This is a genomic window from Demequina sp., from assembly GCA_024707205.1.
GTDB lineage: Bacteria > Actinomycetota > Actinomycetes > Actinomycetales > Demequinaceae > Demequina.
The window spans coordinates 1596845-1617448 of sequence record JANQAD010000001.1 but is presented as its reverse complement, the minus strand read 5'-3'; the positions used below and the strand labels follow the sequence as shown (position 1 = coordinate 1617448).

General features: G+C 70.8%; 15 protein-coding genes and 3 pseudogenes. 9 read left to right on the top strand and 9 right to left on the bottom strand.

What is annotated here, in order from left to right:
• Nucleotides 1-125: 125 nt before the first annotated feature.
• Nucleotides 126-1205 carry a PDZ domain-containing protein gene (locus tag NVV57_08390; GenBank protein ID MCR6712702.1) on the bottom strand — a complete coding sequence of 360 codons (1080 nt, stop codon included), beginning with the start codon at nt 1203-1205 and terminating at the stop codon, nt 126-128.
• 288 nt (nt 1206-1493) lie between these two features.
• On the opposite strand from NVV57_08390, the pseudogene NVV57_08385 reads away from it, so the two are divergent.
• The 4 genes and pseudogenes from NVV57_08385 (at nt 1494) to NVV57_08370 (ending at nt 3974) form a co-directional block, all read left to right on the top strand.
• Nucleotides 1494-1667, top strand: a pseudogene (locus tag NVV57_08385) (zinc-dependent metalloprotease).
• The gene (locus tag NVV57_08380; GenBank protein MCR6712701.1) at nt 1634-2647 is read left to right on the top strand and encodes a zinc-dependent metalloprotease; all 1014 of its coding nucleotides are present in this window, start codon (nt 1634-1636) and stop codon (nt 2645-2647) included. The pseudogene NVV57_08385 and the gene NVV57_08380 overlap by 34 nt, the downstream one beginning before the upstream one ends.
• Before the next feature lie 121 nt (nt 2648-2768).
• A complete protein-coding gene (locus NVV57_08375) occupies nt 2769-2930 on the top strand; it encodes a DUF5679 domain-containing protein (protein ID MCR6712700.1) in 162 nt (53 codons plus the stop codon).
• Nucleotides 2931-3032: 102 nt separating this feature from the next.
• The gene (locus NVV57_08370) at nt 3033-3974 is read left to right on the top strand and encodes a hypothetical protein (protein MCR6712699.1); all 942 of its coding nucleotides are present in this window, start codon (nt 3033-3035) and stop codon (nt 3972-3974) included.
• Here the strand turns inward: NVV57_08370 and NVV57_08365 are convergent.
• From NVV57_08365 to nudC, 3 genes and pseudogenes are all read right to left on the bottom strand, one after another.
• Nucleotides 3971-4510 carry an HRDC domain-containing protein gene (locus tag NVV57_08365; GenBank protein MCR6712698.1) on the bottom strand — a complete coding sequence of 180 codons (540 nt, stop codon included), beginning with the start codon at nt 4508-4510 and terminating at the stop codon, nt 3971-3973. The genes NVV57_08370 and NVV57_08365 overlap by 4 nt on opposite strands.
• Nucleotides 4511-4823: 313 nt before the next feature.
• Nucleotides 4824-5981: pseudogene (locus NVV57_08360) on the bottom strand (ATP-dependent helicase).
• A gap of 274 nt (nt 5982-6255) precedes the next feature.
• Nucleotides 6256-6867 carry an NAD(+) diphosphatase gene (gene nudC, locus NVV57_08355; GenBank protein ID MCR6712697.1) on the bottom strand — a complete coding sequence of 204 codons (612 nt, stop codon included), beginning with the start codon at nt 6865-6867 and terminating at the stop codon, nt 6256-6258.
• A gap of 357 nt (nt 6868-7224) precedes the next feature.
• Between nudC and NVV57_08350 the strand changes: the two genes are divergently transcribed.
• Nucleotides 7225-8157 (top strand): phosphotransferase, encoded by a 933-nt coding sequence (locus NVV57_08350; GenBank protein ID MCR6712696.1) that lies wholly within the window; start codon nt 7225-7227, stop codon nt 8155-8157.
• Here NVV57_08350 and NVV57_08345 read toward each other — a convergent pair.
• Genes NVV57_08345 through NVV57_08335 form a run of 3 tightly spaced genes read right to left on the bottom strand, consistent with a single transcriptional unit; the run spans nt 8154 to nt 15349 of the window.
• Nucleotides 8154-11339 (bottom strand): ATP-dependent helicase, encoded by a 3186-nt coding sequence (locus NVV57_08345; GenBank protein MCR6712695.1) that lies wholly within the window; start codon nt 11337-11339, stop codon nt 8154-8156. The two genes, NVV57_08350 and NVV57_08345, sit on opposite strands and share 4 nt — an antisense overlap.
• Complete coding sequence (locus NVV57_08340) at nt 11336-14404, bottom strand: ATP-dependent helicase (protein MCR6712694.1); 3069 nt, start codon at nt 14402-14404, stop codon at nt 11336-11338. The genes NVV57_08345 and NVV57_08340 overlap by 4 nt, the downstream gene beginning before the upstream one ends.
• A 57-nt stretch (nt 14405-14461) precedes the next feature.
• Complete coding sequence (locus tag NVV57_08335) at nt 14462-15349, bottom strand: DUF3152 domain-containing protein (protein ID MCR6712693.1); 888 nt, start codon at nt 15347-15349, stop codon at nt 14462-14464.
• Nucleotides 15350-15397: 48 nt separating this feature from the next.
• On the opposite strand from NVV57_08335, the gene NVV57_08330 reads away from it, so the two are divergent.
• The gene (locus NVV57_08330; protein ID MCR6712692.1) at nt 15398-15616 is read left to right on the top strand and encodes a DUF3107 domain-containing protein; all 219 of its coding nucleotides are present in this window, start codon (nt 15398-15400) and stop codon (nt 15614-15616) included.
• 209 nt (nt 15617-15825) lie between these two features.
• On the opposite strand, the gene NVV57_08325 is transcribed toward NVV57_08330, so the two are convergent.
• Nucleotides 15826-16341: a gluconokinase, GntK/IdnK-type gene (locus tag NVV57_08325; GenBank protein ID MCR6712691.1), complete on the bottom strand. Its 516-nt coding sequence runs from the start codon at nt 16339-16341 to the stop codon at nt 15826-15828.
• Between the two features lie 156 nt (nt 16342-16497).
• On the opposite strand from NVV57_08325, the gene NVV57_08320 reads away from it, so the two are divergent.
• Nucleotides 16498-18057, top strand: a complete 1560-nt coding sequence (locus NVV57_08320; GenBank protein ID MCR6712690.1) for a DEAD/DEAH box helicase — start codon at nt 16498-16500, stop codon at nt 18055-18057.
• Here NVV57_08320 and NVV57_08315 read toward each other — a convergent pair.
• On the bottom strand, nt 18054-18878 hold the full coding sequence (locus NVV57_08315) for a PHP domain-containing protein (protein ID MCR6712689.1): 825 nt from the start codon (nt 18876-18878) through the stop codon (nt 18054-18056). The two genes, NVV57_08320 and NVV57_08315, sit on opposite strands and share 4 nt — an antisense overlap.
• 33 nt (nt 18879-18911) lie before the next feature.
• Between NVV57_08315 and NVV57_08310 the strand changes: the two genes are divergently transcribed.
• A complete protein-coding gene (locus tag NVV57_08310; protein ID MCR6712688.1) occupies nt 18912-19346 on the top strand; it encodes an aminopeptidase P N-terminal domain-containing protein in 435 nt (144 codons plus the stop codon).
• Between the two features lie 122 nt (nt 19347-19468).
• Nucleotides 19469-20308: pseudogene (locus NVV57_08305) on the top strand (M24B family metallopeptidase).
• Nucleotides 20309-20604 lie beyond the last annotated feature (296 nt).

Genomic DNA, 20604 nt, shown 5'->3' with positions numbered 1-20604 from the left:
TGCGCGCGGGAACTGGGCGCGGCGAGGCGGCGCTGCGGTCGGCGTCAAACGTCAACGGGGCACATCCTTTGCGGCGGTCTGGGACTTCAGGGTGCCATATCTAGCAGGTAGGCAGGGACGAGGTGTCACCCTTGCCGATCGCCATGATGGCTTGGTAAGCGTCGTCGAGGGTATCGACTGAGAAAACGCTCAGGCCCTCGGGAATGTTGCCCTTGACCTCCTTGCAGTTCTCCACGGGCGCAAGGGAAGTACCGCGACCCGGCGTCTAGCGCGCCCCACATCTTCATGCGGATGCCGCCGATGGGGCCAACATCGCCTGCGGCGCTGATGGTTCCCGTGCCGGCGACCTTCGCGCCGTCGAGCTCGTCCTCCGGGGTCAGCTTGTCCATGATGCCGAGCGAGAACATCAGGCCGGCGCTTGGTCCGCCCACCTTGTCGATCGCGACGGTGACGTCGATGGGCAGGTCGAAGGTCGGGTCCACGTAGATGCCCATGATCGCGTTGCCGTCGCCGTCGTCGGTGGTGTCGAACGTCTCGTCGACGCGCGCACCCTTGCGCACCACGGTCACCGTGATCGGGTCGCCGGGGCTCTTCGCTCCCATCGCGGTGCTGAGGTCCTCGTAGGTCTCGATGTCCGTCCCGTCGATTGCCACGATGATGTCGTTCTCCTGCAGGTGGCCAGCTGCATTCGAGTCGTCCGGAACCTCGGCGACGGTGATCTCGGCGGGCACCGGGTGGCCGAGCTCCTCGAGCGCTGCGACCGTCGCGCTCTCCTGCGAGGTGATCCAATCGGTGCGCGACTGCTCGTTGACCGCGTCCTGCTCCTCTGGGGTGCCGAATACCAGCTCGCGCGGAACCGTGTACTCCTTCTGCGAGAACCACGCCGAGAGAACCCGGCCCATCGTGAACGGCGTGCCCCCAGCGTCGGCCACTGAAACGGTCGTAAGGCGCAGCTCCCCGCTGGAGTCATAGGTGGGCGCGCCGTCGATGCTGACGAGCGGCTTGCCGTCCTTCTCGCCAAGGGTGTCGAACGTGGGCCCAGGGCCGCCGATCGCGAACGCGGCGGCATCACCGTGAGCACCGCGATGAGGATGGACACCGCGAGACCCGCGACGGACAGCACGGACGCCCTGCGAGCGGCCTGCGCGTCGAAGGGGCTCTTCCAGGTCGTTCGGCGCTCCCGGCGTCACCAGATCGTCACTCACGAGGACAATCATCGCCGATGCACTCCCATGCTCATAGCGAACGCGCCTACTGAACGGTCGCGCCGAGCGTTACGTTGGTGAACGTTCGCCGCACGCAATGGAGGCCGAGTGACCGACGACGACACCCCGTGGATGCGCCTGCTCAGGGAGCTCTTTGGCGAGGATGCAGAGCGCGCGCTCGAGGAGCTTGAGCGCATGGGGCTTGACCCACAGCAGATCGCGGAGGCCTCAGGTCTCGCGGCGTCCCCCGCCATGCTCGATCACGTGCTCGGCCAGATCCGCTCGCTCATGACCCAGTCCCAGGGCGAGGACGTCAACTGGACCCTTGCGCACGACGTCGCGCGCGGGGTCGCGGCGCAGGGAGGCGACCCCACGGTCAGCGCGGCCAAGGCCAGCGAGTATCGACAGGCCGTGAGCAAAGCGGAACTGTGGCTGGATGCGGCGACGGACTTCGACCCGTCACGCCGCGAGCCGCACGTGGGAGCCGCGCCGAGTGGGTTGAGGCGACTCTGCCGACCTGGCGGGTGCTCGCCGGTCCGGTCGCCGTGAGCGTGTCCGCCGCGCTGGGCTCCGTGCTGCATGCGGAGGCCGAGGGAGAGATGGGCCCGCTGCTCGGGTCCGTGCCGCCCACCGTGTGCGGGATGCACATGGGCCAAGCGGCGGGACAGGCCGCGCTCGAGGCGTTTGGGGGCACCGACCTCGGCATCCCGCTGCTGCCGCAGCCCCGCGTGGCGCTGGTCCCCAGTGTCATCGAGGGATTCGCGGCGGGGCTCGACGTGCCGGCGGCCGAAGTGCTCGACTTCGTCGCGCTGCGCGAGGCGGCCCACGTTCGCCTCTTCGCCGCCGCGCCGTGGCTCGCTGGCCAACTCCACGCGGCCATCGAGCGCTATGCGAGCGGCATCACCATCGATCTTGAGGCGCTAGATCGCGCGGTGTCCGACGCTGGGGCCGGGGACCCGGCGGCGCTCCAGCAGGCTCTCACTCGCGGAATCTTCGCGAGCCACCACACCGAGGACCAGGCGGCCACGCTCGAGCAGATCGAGACGTGGCTCGCCCTCATCGAGGGTTGGGTCGACGAGGTCACGACCGTGGCCGCCGCGCCGCACCTGCCCGCGATCGGCGCGCTGCGGGAGATGATGCGCCGCCGCCGCGCGGCCGGTGGCCCTGCAGAGGACGCCTTCGCGAACCTGCTGGGCCTCGATCTGCGGCCGCGACGCCTCCGCGACGCTTCCGCGATGTGGGGCGCTCTCACCCGCTCCGTCGGGCCGGACGCGCGCGACGCCATCTGGTCCCACCCGGACCTTCCGCCGCGGCCGGATCAGCTGGCCGATTGGCAGGCCTGGATCGACTCTCGCGGGCGCGAGGACGACGTCGATGCGGAGCTCCAGCGCATGCTCGAGGGCGAACCGGGACCGGCGTCCGACGACGCCCCAGAAAACTGATCCGACACGACGAGGCCCAATTGGCGCGAAATCGTGCTCAAGCCCGTCTAGGCTTTATCGCAAGAGGCCCGTGTGGCCAACAAGCGCGTGCTGAGGCACGCACAAATCAAAGGAGAGCCACATGGCTGACGAGACGTACTCTGGCGAGTTCTACTGCGTGAAGTGCAAGGCCAAGCGCGAGGCCACCGGCAAGGTCGTCATCTCCGAGAACGGTCGCCGAATGGCGAAGGCCGAGTGCCCCGTGTGCGGCACCAAGCTCAACCGCATCCTCGGCAAGGCCTAAGCAAGCTCACTGAAGCGGCCGTCCTCTCTCGAGAGGGCGGCCGCTTTGTGTCGCCCTGTGGATAACGGCAGGGTAGCTCTCGGCACCTGGCACGGTTAGGGCATGCGACTGCCCGCGACCTGCCCCGTGCTCGCCCGCCCCTCGGCCAACGGGATCGAGTACCAAGTGGGGATAGCGCGCCCCACGGTGCTGCGGGATCTCGGCGTCAGGGAACGCGCCTTCCTCGAGTCGCTTGAGGGCGGCAGGCCCGTCTCGCCCGCGGAGGCCCGACGCTTCCCCCAGGTGGTATCCCTCCTCACCGCGGCAGGGGCGTGGGAGCCAGCCGCGCGGCCGCCAAGGGCGGCCGCGGTCGCCGTGCACGGGGCGGGAGCGCTCGGCATGGAGATCGCCGCGGTGTTGGCCGGGCTCGGCCTCGACGTTGGTCTCCGCGACGAGGCCCCTGTGCTGGTGGAGCCCGCGCACACGTATGCCGCGGGCGGTGCTGTGTTATCTACAGGCGCTGTGACGTGTGCGGGCGCGGCTGCGGCCACGCTGTCGTCCAGGGGCCTCGACGTGCGCGTCGGTGGCGGCGGCGAGCGCCTCGGGGTCGAGCTGTGCGTGGGGGCGCCGGATCCCGTCCAGACGGCCGCGTGGATGCGAGACGACGTGCCGCACGTGCTCATCGTGTGCAGCGGCGAGAGCGTCTGGGTCTCCCACGTGGTGGTCCCCGGCGCCACCGCGTGCGCCACGTGCAGGGGCATTGCGCTGACGCGCGCCGATCCCGCATGGCCGTTCCTCACCCTGCAGCTCGGCGGCGCGGGGACCGCTGGAAGGCGCCCCGCAGCGTCCCGGCTCGCCACGATCACGTGCGCCGCACGGGTCGCCTCAAGGGTGTGGCGATGGCTCGACGGGGGCGATGCGGGTGTCGCGGAGCGCGTCGACGCCGATGGCGCCCTGACCGTCGAGGAGCTCGAGCCCCAGCGGGAGTGCGGATGCGGCGCGTTTGGGCCCATAGGCGACGAGCTCGCCGCCAGGCGGGCGCTGTGGCCCGCGCCCGTCGGCTAGTGCCTGCCCACGATCTCCAGGATGTCCGCGCCATACGACTCGAGCTTCGACGCCCCAATCCCGTTCACCCGCGCGAGGTCGCCCAGCGTGCGCGGCCGGTCGCGGGCGATCTGCACCAACGACACGTCGACGAGCACGGTGAACGCGGGCTTCGACGTGGACTTCGCGATGCCGAGTCGCCAGTCCTTGAGTTCCTCGAAGAGCCTCACTTGCCCGGCGTCGAGCTCGCCAAGGGCCGCGGACACGGGCTGCCGCTTCACCGTGGTGGGGCGCGCGTCCGGCCACTGTGACTCGAGGAAGCGCGTGCGCTTGCGCGTGGCCTTGCCTCCCTCTCTGCGAGCGCGCGCATAGCTCAGCGCGAGATGCTCGCGAGCGCGCGTGATCGCGACGTACAGCAGGCGCTTCTCCTCCTCGACCGCGTCGGCAGAGTCGGCGAGCGAGATCGGCAACAGACCCTCCGAACAGCCGACGATGAACACCGCGTCCCACTCGAGTCCCTTCGCGGCGTGCATCGTCGTCAGCGTCACCCCGTCCACAGACGGAGCGTGCTGCGCCTGCGCGCGCTCCGCGAGGTGCTCGACGAACTCCCGGAGGGTCGCGCCTCCCCCGCGTCGGCGTCCACATCGTCGGCCAACTCGGCGAGGGCCTGGAGCGAGTCCCAGCGCTCGCGAACCGCCCCCGCGCCGCGGGGGGCTGCTCTGCCCAACCCGCGTCAAGCAGGACGGAACGGACGGCCTCACCCAAGCCAGCGTCGGGCCCCGTTGAGGAAGCCGCGCCGACGGCGGCGCCCCTGAGCAGGATGATCGCGCGCTTGACCTCGTCGCGATCGAAGAAGCGCTGACCGCCGCGCACCAGGTAGCCGATGCCGCGCTGCGCGAGCGCCTCCTCGAGAGCCTCCGACTGGCTGTTCGTGCGATAGAGGACGGCGATCTCGCGTGCCGGAACTCCTTGAGCGGTGAGCGCCTCGATGCGCGAGGCCACGCCATTGGCCTCCGCAATGTCATCGTCATACGCGGTGTAGACGGGCGCGGGCCCGTTGGGGCGCTGCGCCACGAGCTCCACGGAGGAGAATGCGCTGTCGTTCGACGCTCCAGCCCTCGTCTTCGTGAGGGCGTTGGCGAGGGTGACGACCTGCGGGGTGGAGCGATAGTCCCTGACAAGCCGCACCACCGTCGCGTCGGGGTGTTCCCTGCGGAAGTCCAGCAGGTGCCTGGGGCTCGCGCCGGCGAACGAGTAGATGGTCTGAGCGGGGTCGCCCACCACGCACAGCTCGCGGCGCCCGCCGAGCCACTGGTCCAGCACGAACTGCTGGAGCGGGGAAACATCCTGGTATTCGTCCACAACGAAGTGCTTGTACTGGCGACGGATCTGCTCGCCGACCTCGGCGTGACGGCCGATCATGTCTGCGAGCAGCAGGAGGATGTCCTCGAAATCCAGGACCACGGCGTCGGTCTTCGCCTGCTCGTAGGCGCGCATGGCGTCGGCCACCTGCTGCGCCGTGAGACCAGCGGGGAGGGGGCGGCCGATGTCCGCGATCTTGCGCTGGTAGTCGTCGGGGTCCACGAGCGAGACCTTGGCCCACTCGATCTCGCTCGCGAGGTCGCGAACCGTGAGGCGGTCCACCCGCAGGCCGATCCCTGCTGCGGCACGCCCCACGAGCTGCGCCTTGTGCTCCAGGATCTGCGGTAGCTGGCCCCCGACCACCTCTGGCCAGAAGTAGCTCAGTTGTCGCAGGGCGGCCGCGTGGAAGGTCCGCGCCTGGACGCCGCCCGCGCCGAGCCCGCGTAGGCGCTGCCGCATCTCTCCGGCCGCACGGGCGGTGAAGGTCACGGCGAGGACCGAGTGCGGGTTATAGGCATTCACGCGCACCCCGTAGGCGATGCGATGCGTGATGGCGCGAGTCTTTCCCGTGCCCGCGCCCGCGAGCACGCACACGGGACCGTGCAGGGCGGTAGCTACCTCGCGCTGCTCTGGGTCGAGCGCGTCGAGGATCTCGTCGGCGGACATCAGATGCATTGTGTCAGCCCCCGCCGACACAAGGTCGCCCTGTCCACAGCCCCGCGGTTTAGGCAGCTCACGCATACCTGGAGCGCCACCGAGGCGGCGTTTAGGCAACTCACGCATACCTTGGGTGTCCGCAGGGCAACACGCTGTCCCCTAGACCTGGCAGCGTGCCACGCCCGTCCAAAGCACGCGAAGTAGTACTGGTCTGCCTAAATGGCGGCACTTTCGCCAGTTTGGTATGCGCAGGTTGCCTAAACCGCAGGGGCGGGGGCCTGGGTCAGGCTCCTAGCCAGTCGTCGAGCATCCAGCGCGCGATGGAACCTCCCGGAGGGAGAATGACCTCGCCATCCCGCACCAATCCAGGCAGCTCCTCACGCGTGACCCAGCGCGCGTCGGTGATCTCGTCGTTGTCGAGGCGCAGCGCAGAGTCCTCCACGGTCGCCCTGAAGCCCACCATGATCGACGCCGGGAACGGCCACGGCTGGGACGCCACGTAGGTGAGGCTCGCCAAGACGAGTCCCGCCTCCTCCCCCACCTCGCGGCGAGCCGCCTGCTCGAGGCTCTCGCCCGGCTCGACGTACCCGGCCAGATGCGAGTACCTGCGCTCACTCCAGTACGACGCGTGCGCAACGAGCAGGCGGTCGAAAGGATCGGTGATCGCGACGATGACTGCGGGATCGGTTCGCGGATAGTGCTCGCGCCCATCGACGTCGCAGCGGCGCACCCACCCGCCGCGGGTAGGCACCGTGGGTGCCCCACACACCGAACAGCGCAGATGATTCGCATGCCACGTGGCGATCGCCACCGCGGTGGAGGCGAGCTCGCGGTCTCGTGCGGCGCCTTCGTCGCCGCGCTCGGCGAACGCGCGCAGAAGGTCGCGCAGCCCCATCAACCGCTCGGATCCGATGCCGTCGTCCGCAGCGCCGAACGCAGGGTCGGTAGGCACGACGGCAACGATGTCGCGGCCGGAGTCGGCACCGAGATAGACCGTCAGCGACGCCTCGGGCCGGGCGCTCGGCGGCAGCTCCACAAGCCGCCCGCCCGCGGCGAGCACGGCCCCATCCCTGACCACCACGGCATACGCATGGGCCATGTCCAAGTCGCGCCTCTCGGCGGCCCTGTCGACGATCAGCGGCTCGGTGAGCATCCACGGAAGGGGCACAACCCAAACCTAAGCCCCACGCGGCGTGACCGGGGCGCGGCGTGGAGCGTGGCGTCGGCCCTTGTTTGGCCGTAGCGTGAAACCGTGCCACGTTCACCGCTCGCTCTTGCCGCGCTTGCGTCCGTCGCCGTGCCGGGGCTTGACGTCTACGACGTGCTTCGCAGCCCCCACGCCGACAGCGACTTCGATGTGGTTGTCGTCAAGGACGCGACGGGCGCTCGGTGGATCGTTCGCGCCCCTCGCCGGCCAGCCGCGGGCGCCGCGCTTGAGGCGGAGCAGGCGCTGCTCACGGCGCTGGGGCACGCGCGCGAGAACGGGCTCATTCGCTTCGAGGTGCCGCAGCCACGCGGATCCGCGCAGCTCGGCGCGGACGAGGGCCGCGTGATCGTCTACAGCGAGGTCCGCGGATCGCCGCTCGTGCTCGCGGGCGTGGAGCCAGGGCCCGGCCTCGCGGAGAGCATCGGCGCCACCCTGGCGCAGATCCACGAGCTGCCGACCACCCTCATCGAGGAGCAGGGGCTGCCCACCTACTCGGCGGAGGAGTACCGCGAGCGCAGGCTTGCCGAGCTCGATGCGGGGATCCAGACGGGCCGCGTACCGCCACGCCTCGCCGACCGGTGGGAGCGCCAGCTGGAGAACGTGTCGTGGTGGCGCTTCGAGCCGACCGTCGTCCATGGCGACATGGGCGAGCACCAACTGCTGGTGACGGAAGGCCAGGTCAGCGGCATCGTCGACTGGATGGACGCTCGCGTCGCGGACCCGGCCGACGACCTCTCGTGGCTCGCCGCCGCCGCGCCGCAAGACGTGCTCGACTCCATCTTCGAGGCGTACACGCTCGGCCGCCGCGAGTTGCGGGATCCGCATCTCCTTGACCGCGCGCGCCTTGCGTCCGAGCTCGCACTCTTGCGCTGGCTCATGTACGGCGTGCGCACCGACAATCCCGGGGTGATCGAGGACGGCGAGGGGATGATGCTCGACCTCGAGGCGCTCCTGTTCGACGACCAGGATCAGGCCTAGCCCCCGATCAGCCCTTCAAGTTCGGCGCGCGTCAACAGCTTCTGCGGCCTCACGGTCTGATCCGTCGCGACGTAGTAGAACGCCGCGTCCACGTCCTGAACGTCGAGCCCCTTCCAGTCCGCCCACGCCAGGCGATAGACCGCGAGCTGCACCTCTCGAGCGGCCTTCTCCTCGGCATCGCTCGGGGGCCTGCCGGACTTCCAGTCGACCACCGTCACCCTGTCCAGGCCGCGCCCAGGCGGGAACACGGCGTCGATGCGCGAGCGAATCGTGACGGCGCCGATCGGCACCTCGACGTCGACCTCGATGTCACTCGGGATGCGCTCCGCCCACTCCGACGCGAGCCACACCTCCTTGAGCCGCGCGAGGTCGCCCTCCTCCTCCCCGGGCCCCCAGTCGTCCGCTCCGAGAAGCGGCACCTTGCCGAACTGCGACTCGATCCAGGCGTGGAGGGCGCTGCCCCGGTGGGCGGCGGCCGTCGGCTCTACCGGCATGGGCCTGCGCACGGCGGCCGCGAACGCGCCGCGGTCCCTCCGCAGCGCCACGAGCGCGGACGTGGACAGGTGGGAGGGAAGCGTCACCACGGCATTGGCTGCCCGACGCTGCGCCCGCTCCGCGAGCATCGCCGCGATGATCTCACCGTGCGGCAGCGACGCCCACTCGGCTTGGGTTCCCCGTGCCGCCTCGACCTTGGCGGCGAGTCCCCTGCGCTCCCGGTCCGACGTGGACGGCACCCTGGGCCACAGCCCGGGTGGGTAGTCGCGCGGGGCCGCGACCGCGTCGGCCTCCGGCTCTGGCGCCCAGCCAACGTCGGTAACGATCCCCGCGGCGAGGAGCTCGGTGATGAAGGGCGACACCGACACGGCCCGCTTGCCCGTTCCGAACCACGAACCGCTCAGCAGCACGTGGCTGCGTGCTCGCGTGAGGGCCACGTAGAACAGCCGCCGCTCCTCGTCGAGGGCGTGCGCGCCCGCCTTCGAGCGGAACTCGGCGATCGAGTCCGCCAGCTCCGTGTGGTCCCGCGCCCCTTGCCACTCCCAGCGAGGCAGCCGCGGGGCGTCGAGCCGCAGCTCCCATGGGAGCGAGGCCGAGCCGGAGAGCCACCCGGAGTCCACGTATTCGCCGCCGGAGCGGGACACATAGGGGAACCGTTCGGCGGACATGCCAGGCACGACGACGATGTCCCACTCGAGGCCCTTGGCCGCGTGCACCGTCATGACCTGCACGGCGCCCGGCTCTGGGTCCTTCACGGGAGCCTCGAGCCCGCCCTCCTCCGACCGCGCCGCGGCGAGCCAGCCGAGCAGCGCGCCCAGCGTGGGCCGCTCCGCGGAGGCGGAGAAGGTGCGGACGGCGTCGAGGAACGCGTCAACGTCGCGCCGAGCGCGGCCCGTCGCGTCCGCGAGGGCGGCCTCGATGTCGAGCTGCCACACGCGCTCGGCGAACACCACGAGCTCGGTGAGCGGCAGGTACGCGTGCGCCCTGATCGCCTGCACCGCGGCGTCGAGCCGCTCGAGCCGCGACCGCGCAGCGTCGCTCAGTGAGCGGTCCTCGTGCGACACCCACGCCGCCGGGGGCAGGCTCGCGAGCGCGTCCACGATGCTCGAAGCCTCTTCCCTCGTGCCCCTTGGTCCCGCGAGGACCTCCGCCCAGTCGTTGAGGGCGGCGAGGTCGCGGGGTCCGAGGTTCACGCGGGACGACGTGAGGAGCCGCATGAGGGAGTCGCCGCGCGAGGGGTCGTGCGCCACTTCGAGCAGCGCGAGCAGGTCCGCGACCACGGGGGTGTCGAGCAGCCCGCCGAGCCCAACGACCTCGTAGGCGATCCCGGCCTCCCGAAGTGCCTCCACGACCGGACCGAAGAGGGCCTTGCGGCGGCACAGGACGGCGGCGGTGGCTCCCGCGCCCAGCTCTGAGCGGCGCTCGAGGATCCACTCTGCGGCGCGCTCCGCCTCCGCGTACAGATCCACGGCCATGTGTGCCTCGACGCCAGGGGCCGGGCGCTCCGGCTCAGCGGCGCCAAGATGTTCGCCGCGCGAACGCAGCTGGGCGACCGCGACCTGGGCGCGCTCACGCAAAGGCGCGGCAACGAGGTTCGCGGCCGCGAGCACCGAGGCCTCGTTGCGCCAGGAGACGCTCAGCGAGGACTGAACCACAGCGCCGGGCCCACCGAAGGTCTGCACAAAGTCCGCGAGGGCGGCCGCGGACGCCCCGCGGAAGCCGTAGATGGCCTGGTTGGGGTCGCCGACCGCCATCACGCACACGCTGTCGCCGAGGAGGTCCGCGAACAGGCGCAGTTGGGGCGGTGACGTGTCCTGGAACTCATCGAGCAGCACCGCCACGTACCGGGACCGCTCTGCGGTCTGGACCGCAGGCAGGGTCGCGAGCCGGCACGCGAGCGACACCTGGTCGGAGAAGTCGACGGCGGACGCGGCGAGCTTGCGGCGGTCGTAGGCGTCCGCGAGGTCCGCGAGGTCGCGCAGCTTCCACAGGGCGGAGATCTTCCCGCGCAGCACCTGCGTCATCTGCCCTGGAACGGCGTCGCCCACCTTCTTGGGCAGCGCCTCGATCGCGGCGATCATCTCGGTGAGGTGGTCGCGCAGCGCGAGCGGCGTGAGCGCGTGGTCGCGGATCTGCGCCGCGAACGACGGCAGCTCGCCCACGAGCGTCGAGATCGCGGCGCCCGTCTCGAGCCACGGCTCCCACTCCTCGACTGTCTTGCTCGCGAGCTGCCACAGCGACGCGTCGGTGAGCAGAGTGGAGTCCGGGTCCGCGCCCACGCGCAGGCCGTGCTCGCTCACGAGGTTCGCCGCGTATGCGTTGTAGGTGGCGACGACGGGCGCGGGCCGCTCGGCCTCGTCGGCATCGCCCCACACGCGCGCGATGTGCTCCTGGGTGCGCTTGGCGATCTCCGCCGCCGCCTTGCGAGTGAAGGTGAGGCACAGGATCTCGTCCGGGCCGATGTCCCTGCCGAACAGCTCGCGGGCGTGGTCGAGCAGGTACACGATGCGCAGCGACAGGGTCTCCGTCTTGCCAGACCCCGCGCCAGCCACCACGAGATGCGGGGCGGTGCCCGACGCGATGATCGCCCCTTGCTCCGGCGTCGGCTCCGCTCGGCCCGTCACGAGCCGATACAGCTCCGCGAGCGGCCGCGCCTCGCCGACGACGACGCCGTCCGTGCCCGTCATCGCTCCCCCACCTGGTCTCCTTGGGGCTGCGCCGGGCACGATCGCCTCACGGGACAGCCGGGGCACATGTCGTTGATGATGGCCAAGAAGGTGGCGCCCGTCATCGTCTCCACGGCGTCGCCGAGTCGCGCCATCGCGACGTCGTCGTCGATGGGCGCCTGCCGCACCACCGACCCCTCCTTCGCCGCGTCCTTTCCCACGAACACCAGCGCGGCGCCCGACGCTCCGCTCACCCCTTCGAACCCGCCGTGGTTCGCGGCGAGCTGGTAGAGCATGAGCTGGCCGTGCTCCTCCCCCTGCGCCGCGGTGACCTTCGCCCCGGTCTTGAGGTCCACGATGCGCGCGGTCTCGCCGTCCACCTCCACGCGGTCCGCGATGCCGCTCACGAGGGCGCGGCCGAGCTCCACCCGGAACGGCTGCTCCACGTCGACCCGCTCCGGTCGGTTGCCGCCGAGATAGCCAGCGAGCCGGTCCACCATGGCCTGCGCGTCCTGATAGGCGCGCCTCTCGAGCCACGTGGAGCCTGGCGACAGCCGCTCGGCGAGCGCCGCGCGCAACTCCGCGAGGCCCCCGTTCGGGTGCTCGGCGGCGATCTCGTGGATCAGCAGCCCGGTGTTCTGCGCGTCGGAGCTGGATGCGCGCCCGCCGGAGCTCTCGAGCGCCCAGCGCAGGGGGCACGTGGCTACCGCGTCGATCCGCGAGGGAGAGACCCTCACCGTCGCGTCCTCATCCCAGAACGGCTGCTCGGTGCTCGGCTCCGGCACACCGTGCCACTGCGCCGGGTCCGCCCCCGCCTCCCCGCCGTCCGCGAGCAGGGCGAGCGCGGTCGCCGACTGCTCGCTCACCGGCGACCGGCGCAACGCGACCACGGCCCCGCGCAGATCGGCGACCGACGCCGACACCGAATCCTGCCGCTCGACCCCCGCCGCCGCCTCCACCACGGACAGGTAGCGAGACGGGCGCGTATCGCCGTCTTCGATCCCGGTGAGCACCAGCCTGGTGCGCGCCCGCGAGACCGCGACGAGGAACGCGCGCGTCTCGTCATCGAGCACGTCCCGTCGCGCCTGACGCAGGTCACGCTGGGGAAGGGCGCGCGTCGCGGCGCCGTCCCAGCCCTCGGCGAGCACCTCGGCGAGCCGCTGCGCGCCGAGCACGGAGTCCCGCAGGCGCAGATCGGGCCACACGCCCTCCTCGAGCCCAGAAACCACCACCAGTTCCCACTGCTCGCCGGCGGCCGACGCTGGGGTGCGGAATGCCACCGCGTCGCCGCTTCCGCCGCGCGCCCCGAGCGAGTCGACGGCGAACTCCTGACCCTCGAGGTAGTCGAGGAACGCGGTCACCGTGGAACCGGGAAGCCGCTCGTCGAAGTTCTGCGCCGCGCGCAGCAGGGCGATGATCGCGTCGAGGTCTGCGTCGTCGCGGGCGGAGCCCGCGAGCGCGGCCGCCCTCCACGACTCGGCAACGCCGAGCGCCTCCCAGGCCGCCCAGACGACCGCGCCCACGGTCGCGTCCGGCGCGGCCGCCCGCGCCCTCGCGGCCGTCACGGCCCCCGCGGCCTTCGTCAGCGCGAGGGCCTCGGGGCCCCGCAGCGTCGCGAGCCTGGATGGGAGCGCGAGCGCATCGACGACCAGCTCACTCGCCGTGGCCACGCCGCCGCCCTCGCGGTCCTCCTTCACGAGCGCACGGCGCACCCTGCGAAGCCCAACGGGATCGAGGCCGACGACCCGAGACAGCGCGACCTCGGTCGCGAGCTCCTCGGTCCATGCCTCGCCCTCCGCGACGCGCAACAGGGTCAGCAGCGGCGCAACCGCGCTCTCGTGCTGCAGCGCAACGCCGTCGCCGAGCGACTCACACGGGACGTCGGCGGCGAGCAGGTCGGAGCGGAGCGCCCGCAGTTGGGCGCGCGACCTCGCGATGACCGCCATGTCTCGCCACTCGATCCCTTCGCGGTGGCGAGCGTGCCGCAGCTGCGGGGCGATCGCGCGAGACTGCGCATACCGGTGTGGGAGCACCATGACGCTCACCGCGGCGGGGTCCACGTTCGCGGCCGCGCGGGCCGCCGCTCGCGCGCTGCCAGCGCCCTTCACGCCGATCCGCTGCGCCACGGCGGACGTTACCCCGGCGAGCGCCGACTGCCGGTGGTCCACGTCCAGCTCGATGACCGCAGGGAAAGCGCCGCTCGCGGCGGCGCGCTCGAGCCCCCCGGGCAGCCCCCCGCGGTAGCCCTGAACGCCCTGGTCCGCATTGCCGATGAGTGCCACGCGCGCCCCGCCACGGCGCAGCTCCGCGAGCAGCGACGTCGTGGCGGCCGTCGCGTCCTGGTAGTCGTCGACGACAACCAGATCCCACCGCGGAGGCGCGCCGTGCCCCCACTGGGCCACAGCGTCGGCCGCCCTTGCCGCGATGGAGCCGGCGTCAAAGCGCTGCCCCTGGTCGCCCGGGGAGGATCGCAGGGTCATCACATCCAGATACTCCTGGTAGATGGCGGCCGCGGCCTCCCAGGCCACGATCCCCGCCCGCTGTCCCAATTCCGCCAGCTCCGCGGCGGTGAGGTCCGCCTCGGCAGCGCGCATCAGCACCGAGCGCAGCTCATCGCGGAAGGCCGGCATGCGCAGCGACTCCGCGGGCAGCCCGCCCCAGTCGATGTCCCCGCTCTCGATGTGCAGCTCCATCATGTCCCGCAGGATCACGTCCTGTTCCGCGCCGGTGATGAGGCTGGGGGCCGGGCGATCCGCCAGCTGCGCTGAGGTCGTGAGGATCTCGAAGGCCAACGAGGCGGCCGTGCGCACGAGCGGCACGCCGGTGGGTCGCTTGACGGCGAGCGAGACGCGGTCGCGCAGCCCGGAGGCGGCTACGCGAGTCGGCGCGATGAGCACGGTGCGCTCGGGGGCGATGCCGCGCTCGACAGCCTCCACGATCGCCCACACCGCGACTGTCGACTTGCCGGTGCCCGGACCTCCGGTGACGAGGGCGTGACCGGCCGCGATCGCGTCCAGCGCGCGCCGCTGGCCCTGGTCGGGTTGCGGCAGCGCGCGCGGCGCGGGCGGTTGAAGCAGCGAGGTCACACGCACATTCGACCAGACGGGACCGACACGCGCCCTGTCGCCGCGCTGCAGGGAAACTCAGTTGGTCGCGGGGAAGGGCCAGGGATTGGCCGTGCACTTGGCGGGCAGCTCAGCCTGATTCACCATGACGTCCGCGACTCCCTTGGAGCACGTGGTGTCAGGCTTGCCCAGAACGTGGCCAAGGCCGTGGTTGAGGAAGTAGACCCGGGCGGCCGTGCGGTCCTCACCGAACGCCTCGAGCCCCTGAATCCAGTTGTAGACGCTCACCACGATCGCGCCCTGCTCGGCGCACTGCACGGCGAACCCGGTCGGCGGCGTCAGCGACGGCGATGGCGATGGGCTGGCCGCAGGCGTGAGGCTCGCCGGCTCGTGCGGCGTTGGGCACAGGGCGGCCGCCGTGTACGGGCTCGCGAAGATGATTCGGACGTCCGGTGCGCCGTCGGTCTGCAGGTACGTGGTCGGCCCGTCCTTGCCCCAGCCCTGCGGATCGTTGAGGGCACTCATCACGAACGTCGAGAGCGTTCCATCGATCATCGCGAGCCCGTCCTCCACATCGATGCGCACGTACTGCGCGAGGCCGTCTGCAGGCGGTGTCGCCTCCGTCTTGACGGGGACCGGCGTGAAGGTGCCGTCCGCCTGGTACGGGAAGTCGAGGGTGCGCAGGCCCGCGGCCTTGTCGTCGTCGTCGATCTCGCGCGTCACGGGCGTCATCGGGGGAACGGACACGTCACCGGAGGGAGTCATGGAGGGGGTCGGAGACGGGGAGGCGGACGCGGTTCCCGTGTCCGTGGGCTCCGTGGCGCTGAGGTTGCTCGCGATGAGGCTCGTCGCCCAGCCCGCGGCGATTCCCACACCGAACGCGACAAAGACGGTCGCGATGGTCACGAGCACACCGGTGAGAGTGATTCTCCTGCCCGCGAACAGCCGGAAGGGACCGCGAGCCATGTGCCTACGATAGACGCAGTACTCGTGACCAGAGCCCAGGAGGCAAGCGTGGAGATCCGTATCGGCGTGCAGAACGTGTCGCGCGAGGTCGTCATTGAGACGGATCTCACGTCCGCGGACATCGAGAAGAAGGTGGCCGACGCGATGGTTGGCGCCGCGCTCGACCTCACCGATGTCAAGGGTCGCCGCGTGATCGTGCCAGCGGGCGCTATCGGCTACGTCGAGATCGGCGAAGAGGAACGACGCCGGGTTGGGTTCGGCGCTTAGCGCCGACGTTGGGCACAGTGGGGCGTAGCGCCGACGTTGGGCGCAGTGGCGCTTTGCGCTGGCGTACGCACATGAGCGCGACTCTCGCAGCGCGCCCTCGCGCCGTACGCACATGACCGTCATTTTCGGGCGAGGATCCGACGCTCATGTGCGTATCCCCGCCAGGCAGCCGCGCAATCCAGCGCCCATGTGCGTACATGGAGCGGCCGCTACGACGCGCCGCTTTCCTTGGCCGCGTCGAGAACGGCGCGCGCCATGAGCACGGCGCCCTCGGGCGTGTGGCGGCCAACGTCGATGCTTCCGCCGAGCTCGTCGGGCTGAAGCTTCTCGAAAGTCGCGAACTGCGAGTCGAGTAGCCCCGCCCCCGCGAAGTGGCCCGTGGCTGCCGATCGCGTGCGCACCCGGTCCTCGAGCAGCCCCTGGTCGGCCCAGAGCTCGATGAACACCGCCGTCGGCGCGAAGGCCCTGATGATGTCCCTGTATGAGCGCCTGAGCGCCGAGCACGCGATGACGCGGTCATCACCCGCCGCGAGCCACTCGCCAACCCGCTCGAGCCACGGCAGCCTGTCGTCGTCCGTCAAGGGGACGTTGGTCGCCATCTTGGCAACAGCGTCGGGCGAATGAAACTCATCGCCGTCCGCGAACTGGGCGCGGATCTCAGCCGCGAGCCGCAGGCCCACGGTCGTCTTGCCGGAACCCGTCACTCCCATGACCACTACGTGCATGCTCCCAAGGGTAGGGGGCGCACCAGGTAGAATGGCTACGACCTAGGTTGACCGGTCGTCATGTGAAGCGCGGCGAAAGCGTCGCAACGAGGATGAGCGCGATCGGCTGCCCGCCGAATCGGCGCCCCCCGCGCCCACAACATCTTTGGATGCTTCATGACCGAAACGCACTCAAGCGTGCACGTTGCCGACCGCAACTTCGCAGACTTCCCCATCAACCCGCTGATCGCCGAGGCGCTCGCCAATGCGGGAATTACCAGCCCCTTCCCCATCCAGGCGATGACCCTCCCGGTCGCGCTCAGCGGGCACGACATCATCGGCCAGGCCAAGACGGGAACGGGCAAGACGCTCGGCTTCGGCGTGCCGCTGCTCAACGCCGTCGTCGCTCCCGGCGAGGACGGCTACGACGTGCTTGGCGACGCCACCGGCAAGCCGCAGGCGCTCGTCGTGGCCCCAACCCGCGAACTCGCGGTGCAGGTGGCCGGCGACCTCGCCACCGCGTCCAAACTGCGCTCCGTGCGCATCGCGCAGATCTACGGCGGCCGCGCGTACGAGCCGCAAATCGAGCAGCTCAACAAGGGCGTCGACGTCATCGTCGGCACCCCTGGGCGCATGATCGACCTCCTCAACCAGGGCCACCTCGACCTGCGCTTTGTGCGCACCGTGGTGCTCGATGAGGCCGACGAGATGCTCGACCTCGGCTTCCTTCCCGACGTGGAGAAGCTGCTCGCGGCGACCCCCGCCTCCCGCCACACGATGCTCTTCTCCGCGACGATGCCCGGCGCCGTTGTTGCGCTCGCGCGCCGCTACATGACCCAGCCGACGCACATTCGCGCCGCCGATCCCGATGATGACGGCGCCACCGTCAAGGCGACCGCCCAGTTCGTCTACCGGGCCCACGCGCTGGACAAGGTCGAGGTGCTCGCGCGCCTGCTGCAGGCGGAGGGCCGCGGCCTTACCGTGGTCTTCGCGCGCACCAAGCGCACGGCGGCCAAGGTCAGCGACGAGCTCCGCGACCGCGGCTTCGCGGCCGGCGCGATCCACGGCGACCTTGGCCAGGGCGCTCGCGAGCAGGCGCTGCGCGCGTTCCGCAACGGCAAGATCGACATCCTCGTGGCGACCGACGTGGCCGCGCGCGGCATCGACGTCGATGACGTCACCCACGTGGTGAACTACCAGTGCCCCGAGGACGAGAAGATCTACCTGCACCGCATCGGCCGCACGGGCCGCGCGGGCAAGACCGGCATCGCCGTGACGTTCGTCGACTGGGACGACATGCCGCGCTGGGGCCTCATCGACAAGGCCCTCGACCTCGGCTTCCCCGAGCCCATCGAGACCTACTCCTCGTCGCCGCACCTGTTCTCGGACTTGAACATCCCCGCGGGCACCAAGGGCCGCTTGCCGCAGTCCGCGCGCACCCGCGAGGGCCTTGAGGCGGAGACGCTTGAGGACCTCGGCGAGACCGGGCACAAGCACGGCTCCGGTGGTGGGCATGGGGGTCACGGTGGACGTGACGGCGGGCGTGATGGTGCCCGACGCTCTGGCGGCTCGGGTGGTCGCGGCGGCTCCGGCGGTGGTCAGCGCTCTGGCGGTGCACCGCGCTCCGGCCAGCAGGGCGGGAAGCCGGCCGCAGCGTCTGGCGAGGCCCCCAAGGCGAACCGCAACCGTCGTCGCCGCCGCTCCGGTGGCGGCGCGGCTCCGACCTCGGAGTCCTAGCCCCGCTGCGCCTCGAGAGCGGCGAATGATTCCCGCGAGGTCAGGTTCTCGCCCAGCCGGTTGAGCTTGCCCGCTCCGTGATAGTCCGAGGAGCCAGTGCGGATCAGATCCAGCCGGGCCGCGAGCGCCGAGAGGCGCTCGCGCTGCTCGGGTGAGTGGTCACGGTGGTCAACCTCGAGACCTGCCAACCCAGCGTCGGCCATCTCGACGATCACCGCATCCGGGACCACGCGCCCCCGCGCGTCCGCTCCCGGGTGGGCGAACACGGCCACACCGCCGCACGCGCGCAGGGTCGCGATGGCGTCCAGGACGTCGGGCGCGTAGTGCGGCACGTAGTAGCGGGAGTTGCCCGCCAATACCTCGGCGAAGGCATCGTCCCTGGTAGCGAAGTGTCCGCGCGCGACCATCGCGTCGGCGATGTGCGGCCGGCCAACGGTGTCCGACGCCGTGGCATGGACCAGCACCTCTTCCCACGTGAGCGGGTAGTCGGCATTGATGCGGGTGACGATCTTGCGGGCGCGGTCTACGCGGGCCTCACGCGTCTGAGCGATCATGCCCTGGAAGGCCGCCGAATCGCGATCCGGCCAGTACCCGAGCAGGTGGATCGAGATGCCGCTGTGGCGGCAACTCACCTCGATACCAGGGACAAAGGCCACGCCCACCTCCCCCGCAGTGGCGCTCGCCTCGTCCCAGCCTGTCACCGCGTCGTGATCCGTGAGGGCGACCACGTCCAGACCCGCCGCGGCAGCGGCGCGCATGACCTCCGCGGGCGGCTCGGTGCCGTCGCTGACGGTCGAGTGGGTGTGGAGGTCGATGCGCACGCGGCCAGCCTAGGCGCGTGCGACGATGGGCGAGTGACTGATGAGACTCCCAAGAAGAAGAACGAGGCGCGCTCCACGCGGCCCTCGTCCGAAGAGTTCAAGAACTTCATAGCGAGCGGCTGGGCGGAGCCGACGGACGTGGCGAGCACGCTCACGGCTGCTGCCCCGTACGCCGCCGAGCGCCGCGCCCGGCTGTCCGCGAAGTTCCCCGGGGTGCGCATCGTGGCGCCCGCGGGCGACCTCAAGGTGCGCGCCAACGACACGGATTACCGCTTCCGGCCGCTGAGCGACTTCGCTTACCTGACGGGGCTCGGCGCGGACTTCGAGCCCGGTGCGGTGCTCGTCATGGAGCCCGACGCTGCGCTCAACAACGGCGCCGGCGGCCATGCCTCCACGCTGTACCTGATCCCTCCAGCCGGCGCGGGGGACGAGGGCTTCTACGCGGACCCGCGCTCGGGCGAGTTTTGATCGGCCGACGGCCGGGGCTGGCCGAGTTCGCTGCGATGACCGGTCTCAGGACGGCCCCGCTCACGGACCTGCCTGCGGGCTTGCGCCTGCACAACCACCCCACGAAGGCCGTGCAGCGCGTCCTGAGCGAGATGCGCATGGTCAAGGACGCCTACGAGATCCAGCAGCTCCGCGACGCCGTCGATGCGACCATCGCAGGCTTCGAGCGGGTGGTCCGCGAGCTGCCGCGCGCGATCGAGCACAAGCGCGGCGAGCGCGTCGTAGAGGCCAGCTTCGACGGCCATGCCCGGGAGGAGGGGAACGCCGTTGGGTACGAAACGATCGCAGCGTCGGGCCCCCACGCGACCACGCTGCACTGGATCCGCAACGACGGCCAGGTGAGGCGCGGCGACCTGTTGCTGCTGGACGCCGGCGTCGAGGTCGAGAGCCTGTACACGGCCGACATCACGCGCGTGCTGCCCATCGACGGCGAGTTCACTTCTGTGCAACAGAAGGTTTACCAGGTGGTTCTCGAGGCGGCGGACGCGGGTTTCGCGGTCACCCGGCCGGGTGCGAAGTTCATCGACGTGCACAATGCGGCCATGGAGGTCATCGAGCGACGGCTGAACGAGTGGGGCATCGTGCCGCCCGCCGAGGATGAGGATGCGCGGCTCTACCGACGCTGGATGGTGCACTCGACGTCGCACCACCTTGGGCTGGACGTCCACGACTGCGCGGCCGCGAAGCGCGAGCTGTACATGGAGGGCGAGCTGGTGCCTGGCATGGTCTTCACGATCGAGCCAGGGCTGTACTTCAAGCCCAACGACACCCTTGTGCCCGAGGAGTTGCGCGGCATCGGCGTGCGCATCGAGGACGACGTGCTGGTGACGGCGGATGGCGCGGAGAACCTCTCCGCGGCGCTGCCCCGCGAGCCCGACGCTGTGGTCGCCTGGATGGCGCGGCTGCGTCATCCCGCGCGATAGTCGCGGGATCCACCGTCACCCGGCGGCCGCGCAACGGCTCGCAGAACCTCCCCCGGGAGAGCGAAGCTCGTCGCATGGCCTACCACTTCCCACTACCCCCGTAAATGGGGGCTTGTCCCCTTTCGGACGTACTCGTACGGTGGCGGAGGAGGCAACGACGCCTCCCGGTCGTCACAGGAGGAATCTCATGACCGTGAAGCAGAGAATCACTGGCGCACTCATCGTCGCGCTGGTCGCAGTGGCGGCGCCCTGGGCGTCGCAGCGCCCGCAACCGCAGGGTCGGGGTACATCACTTG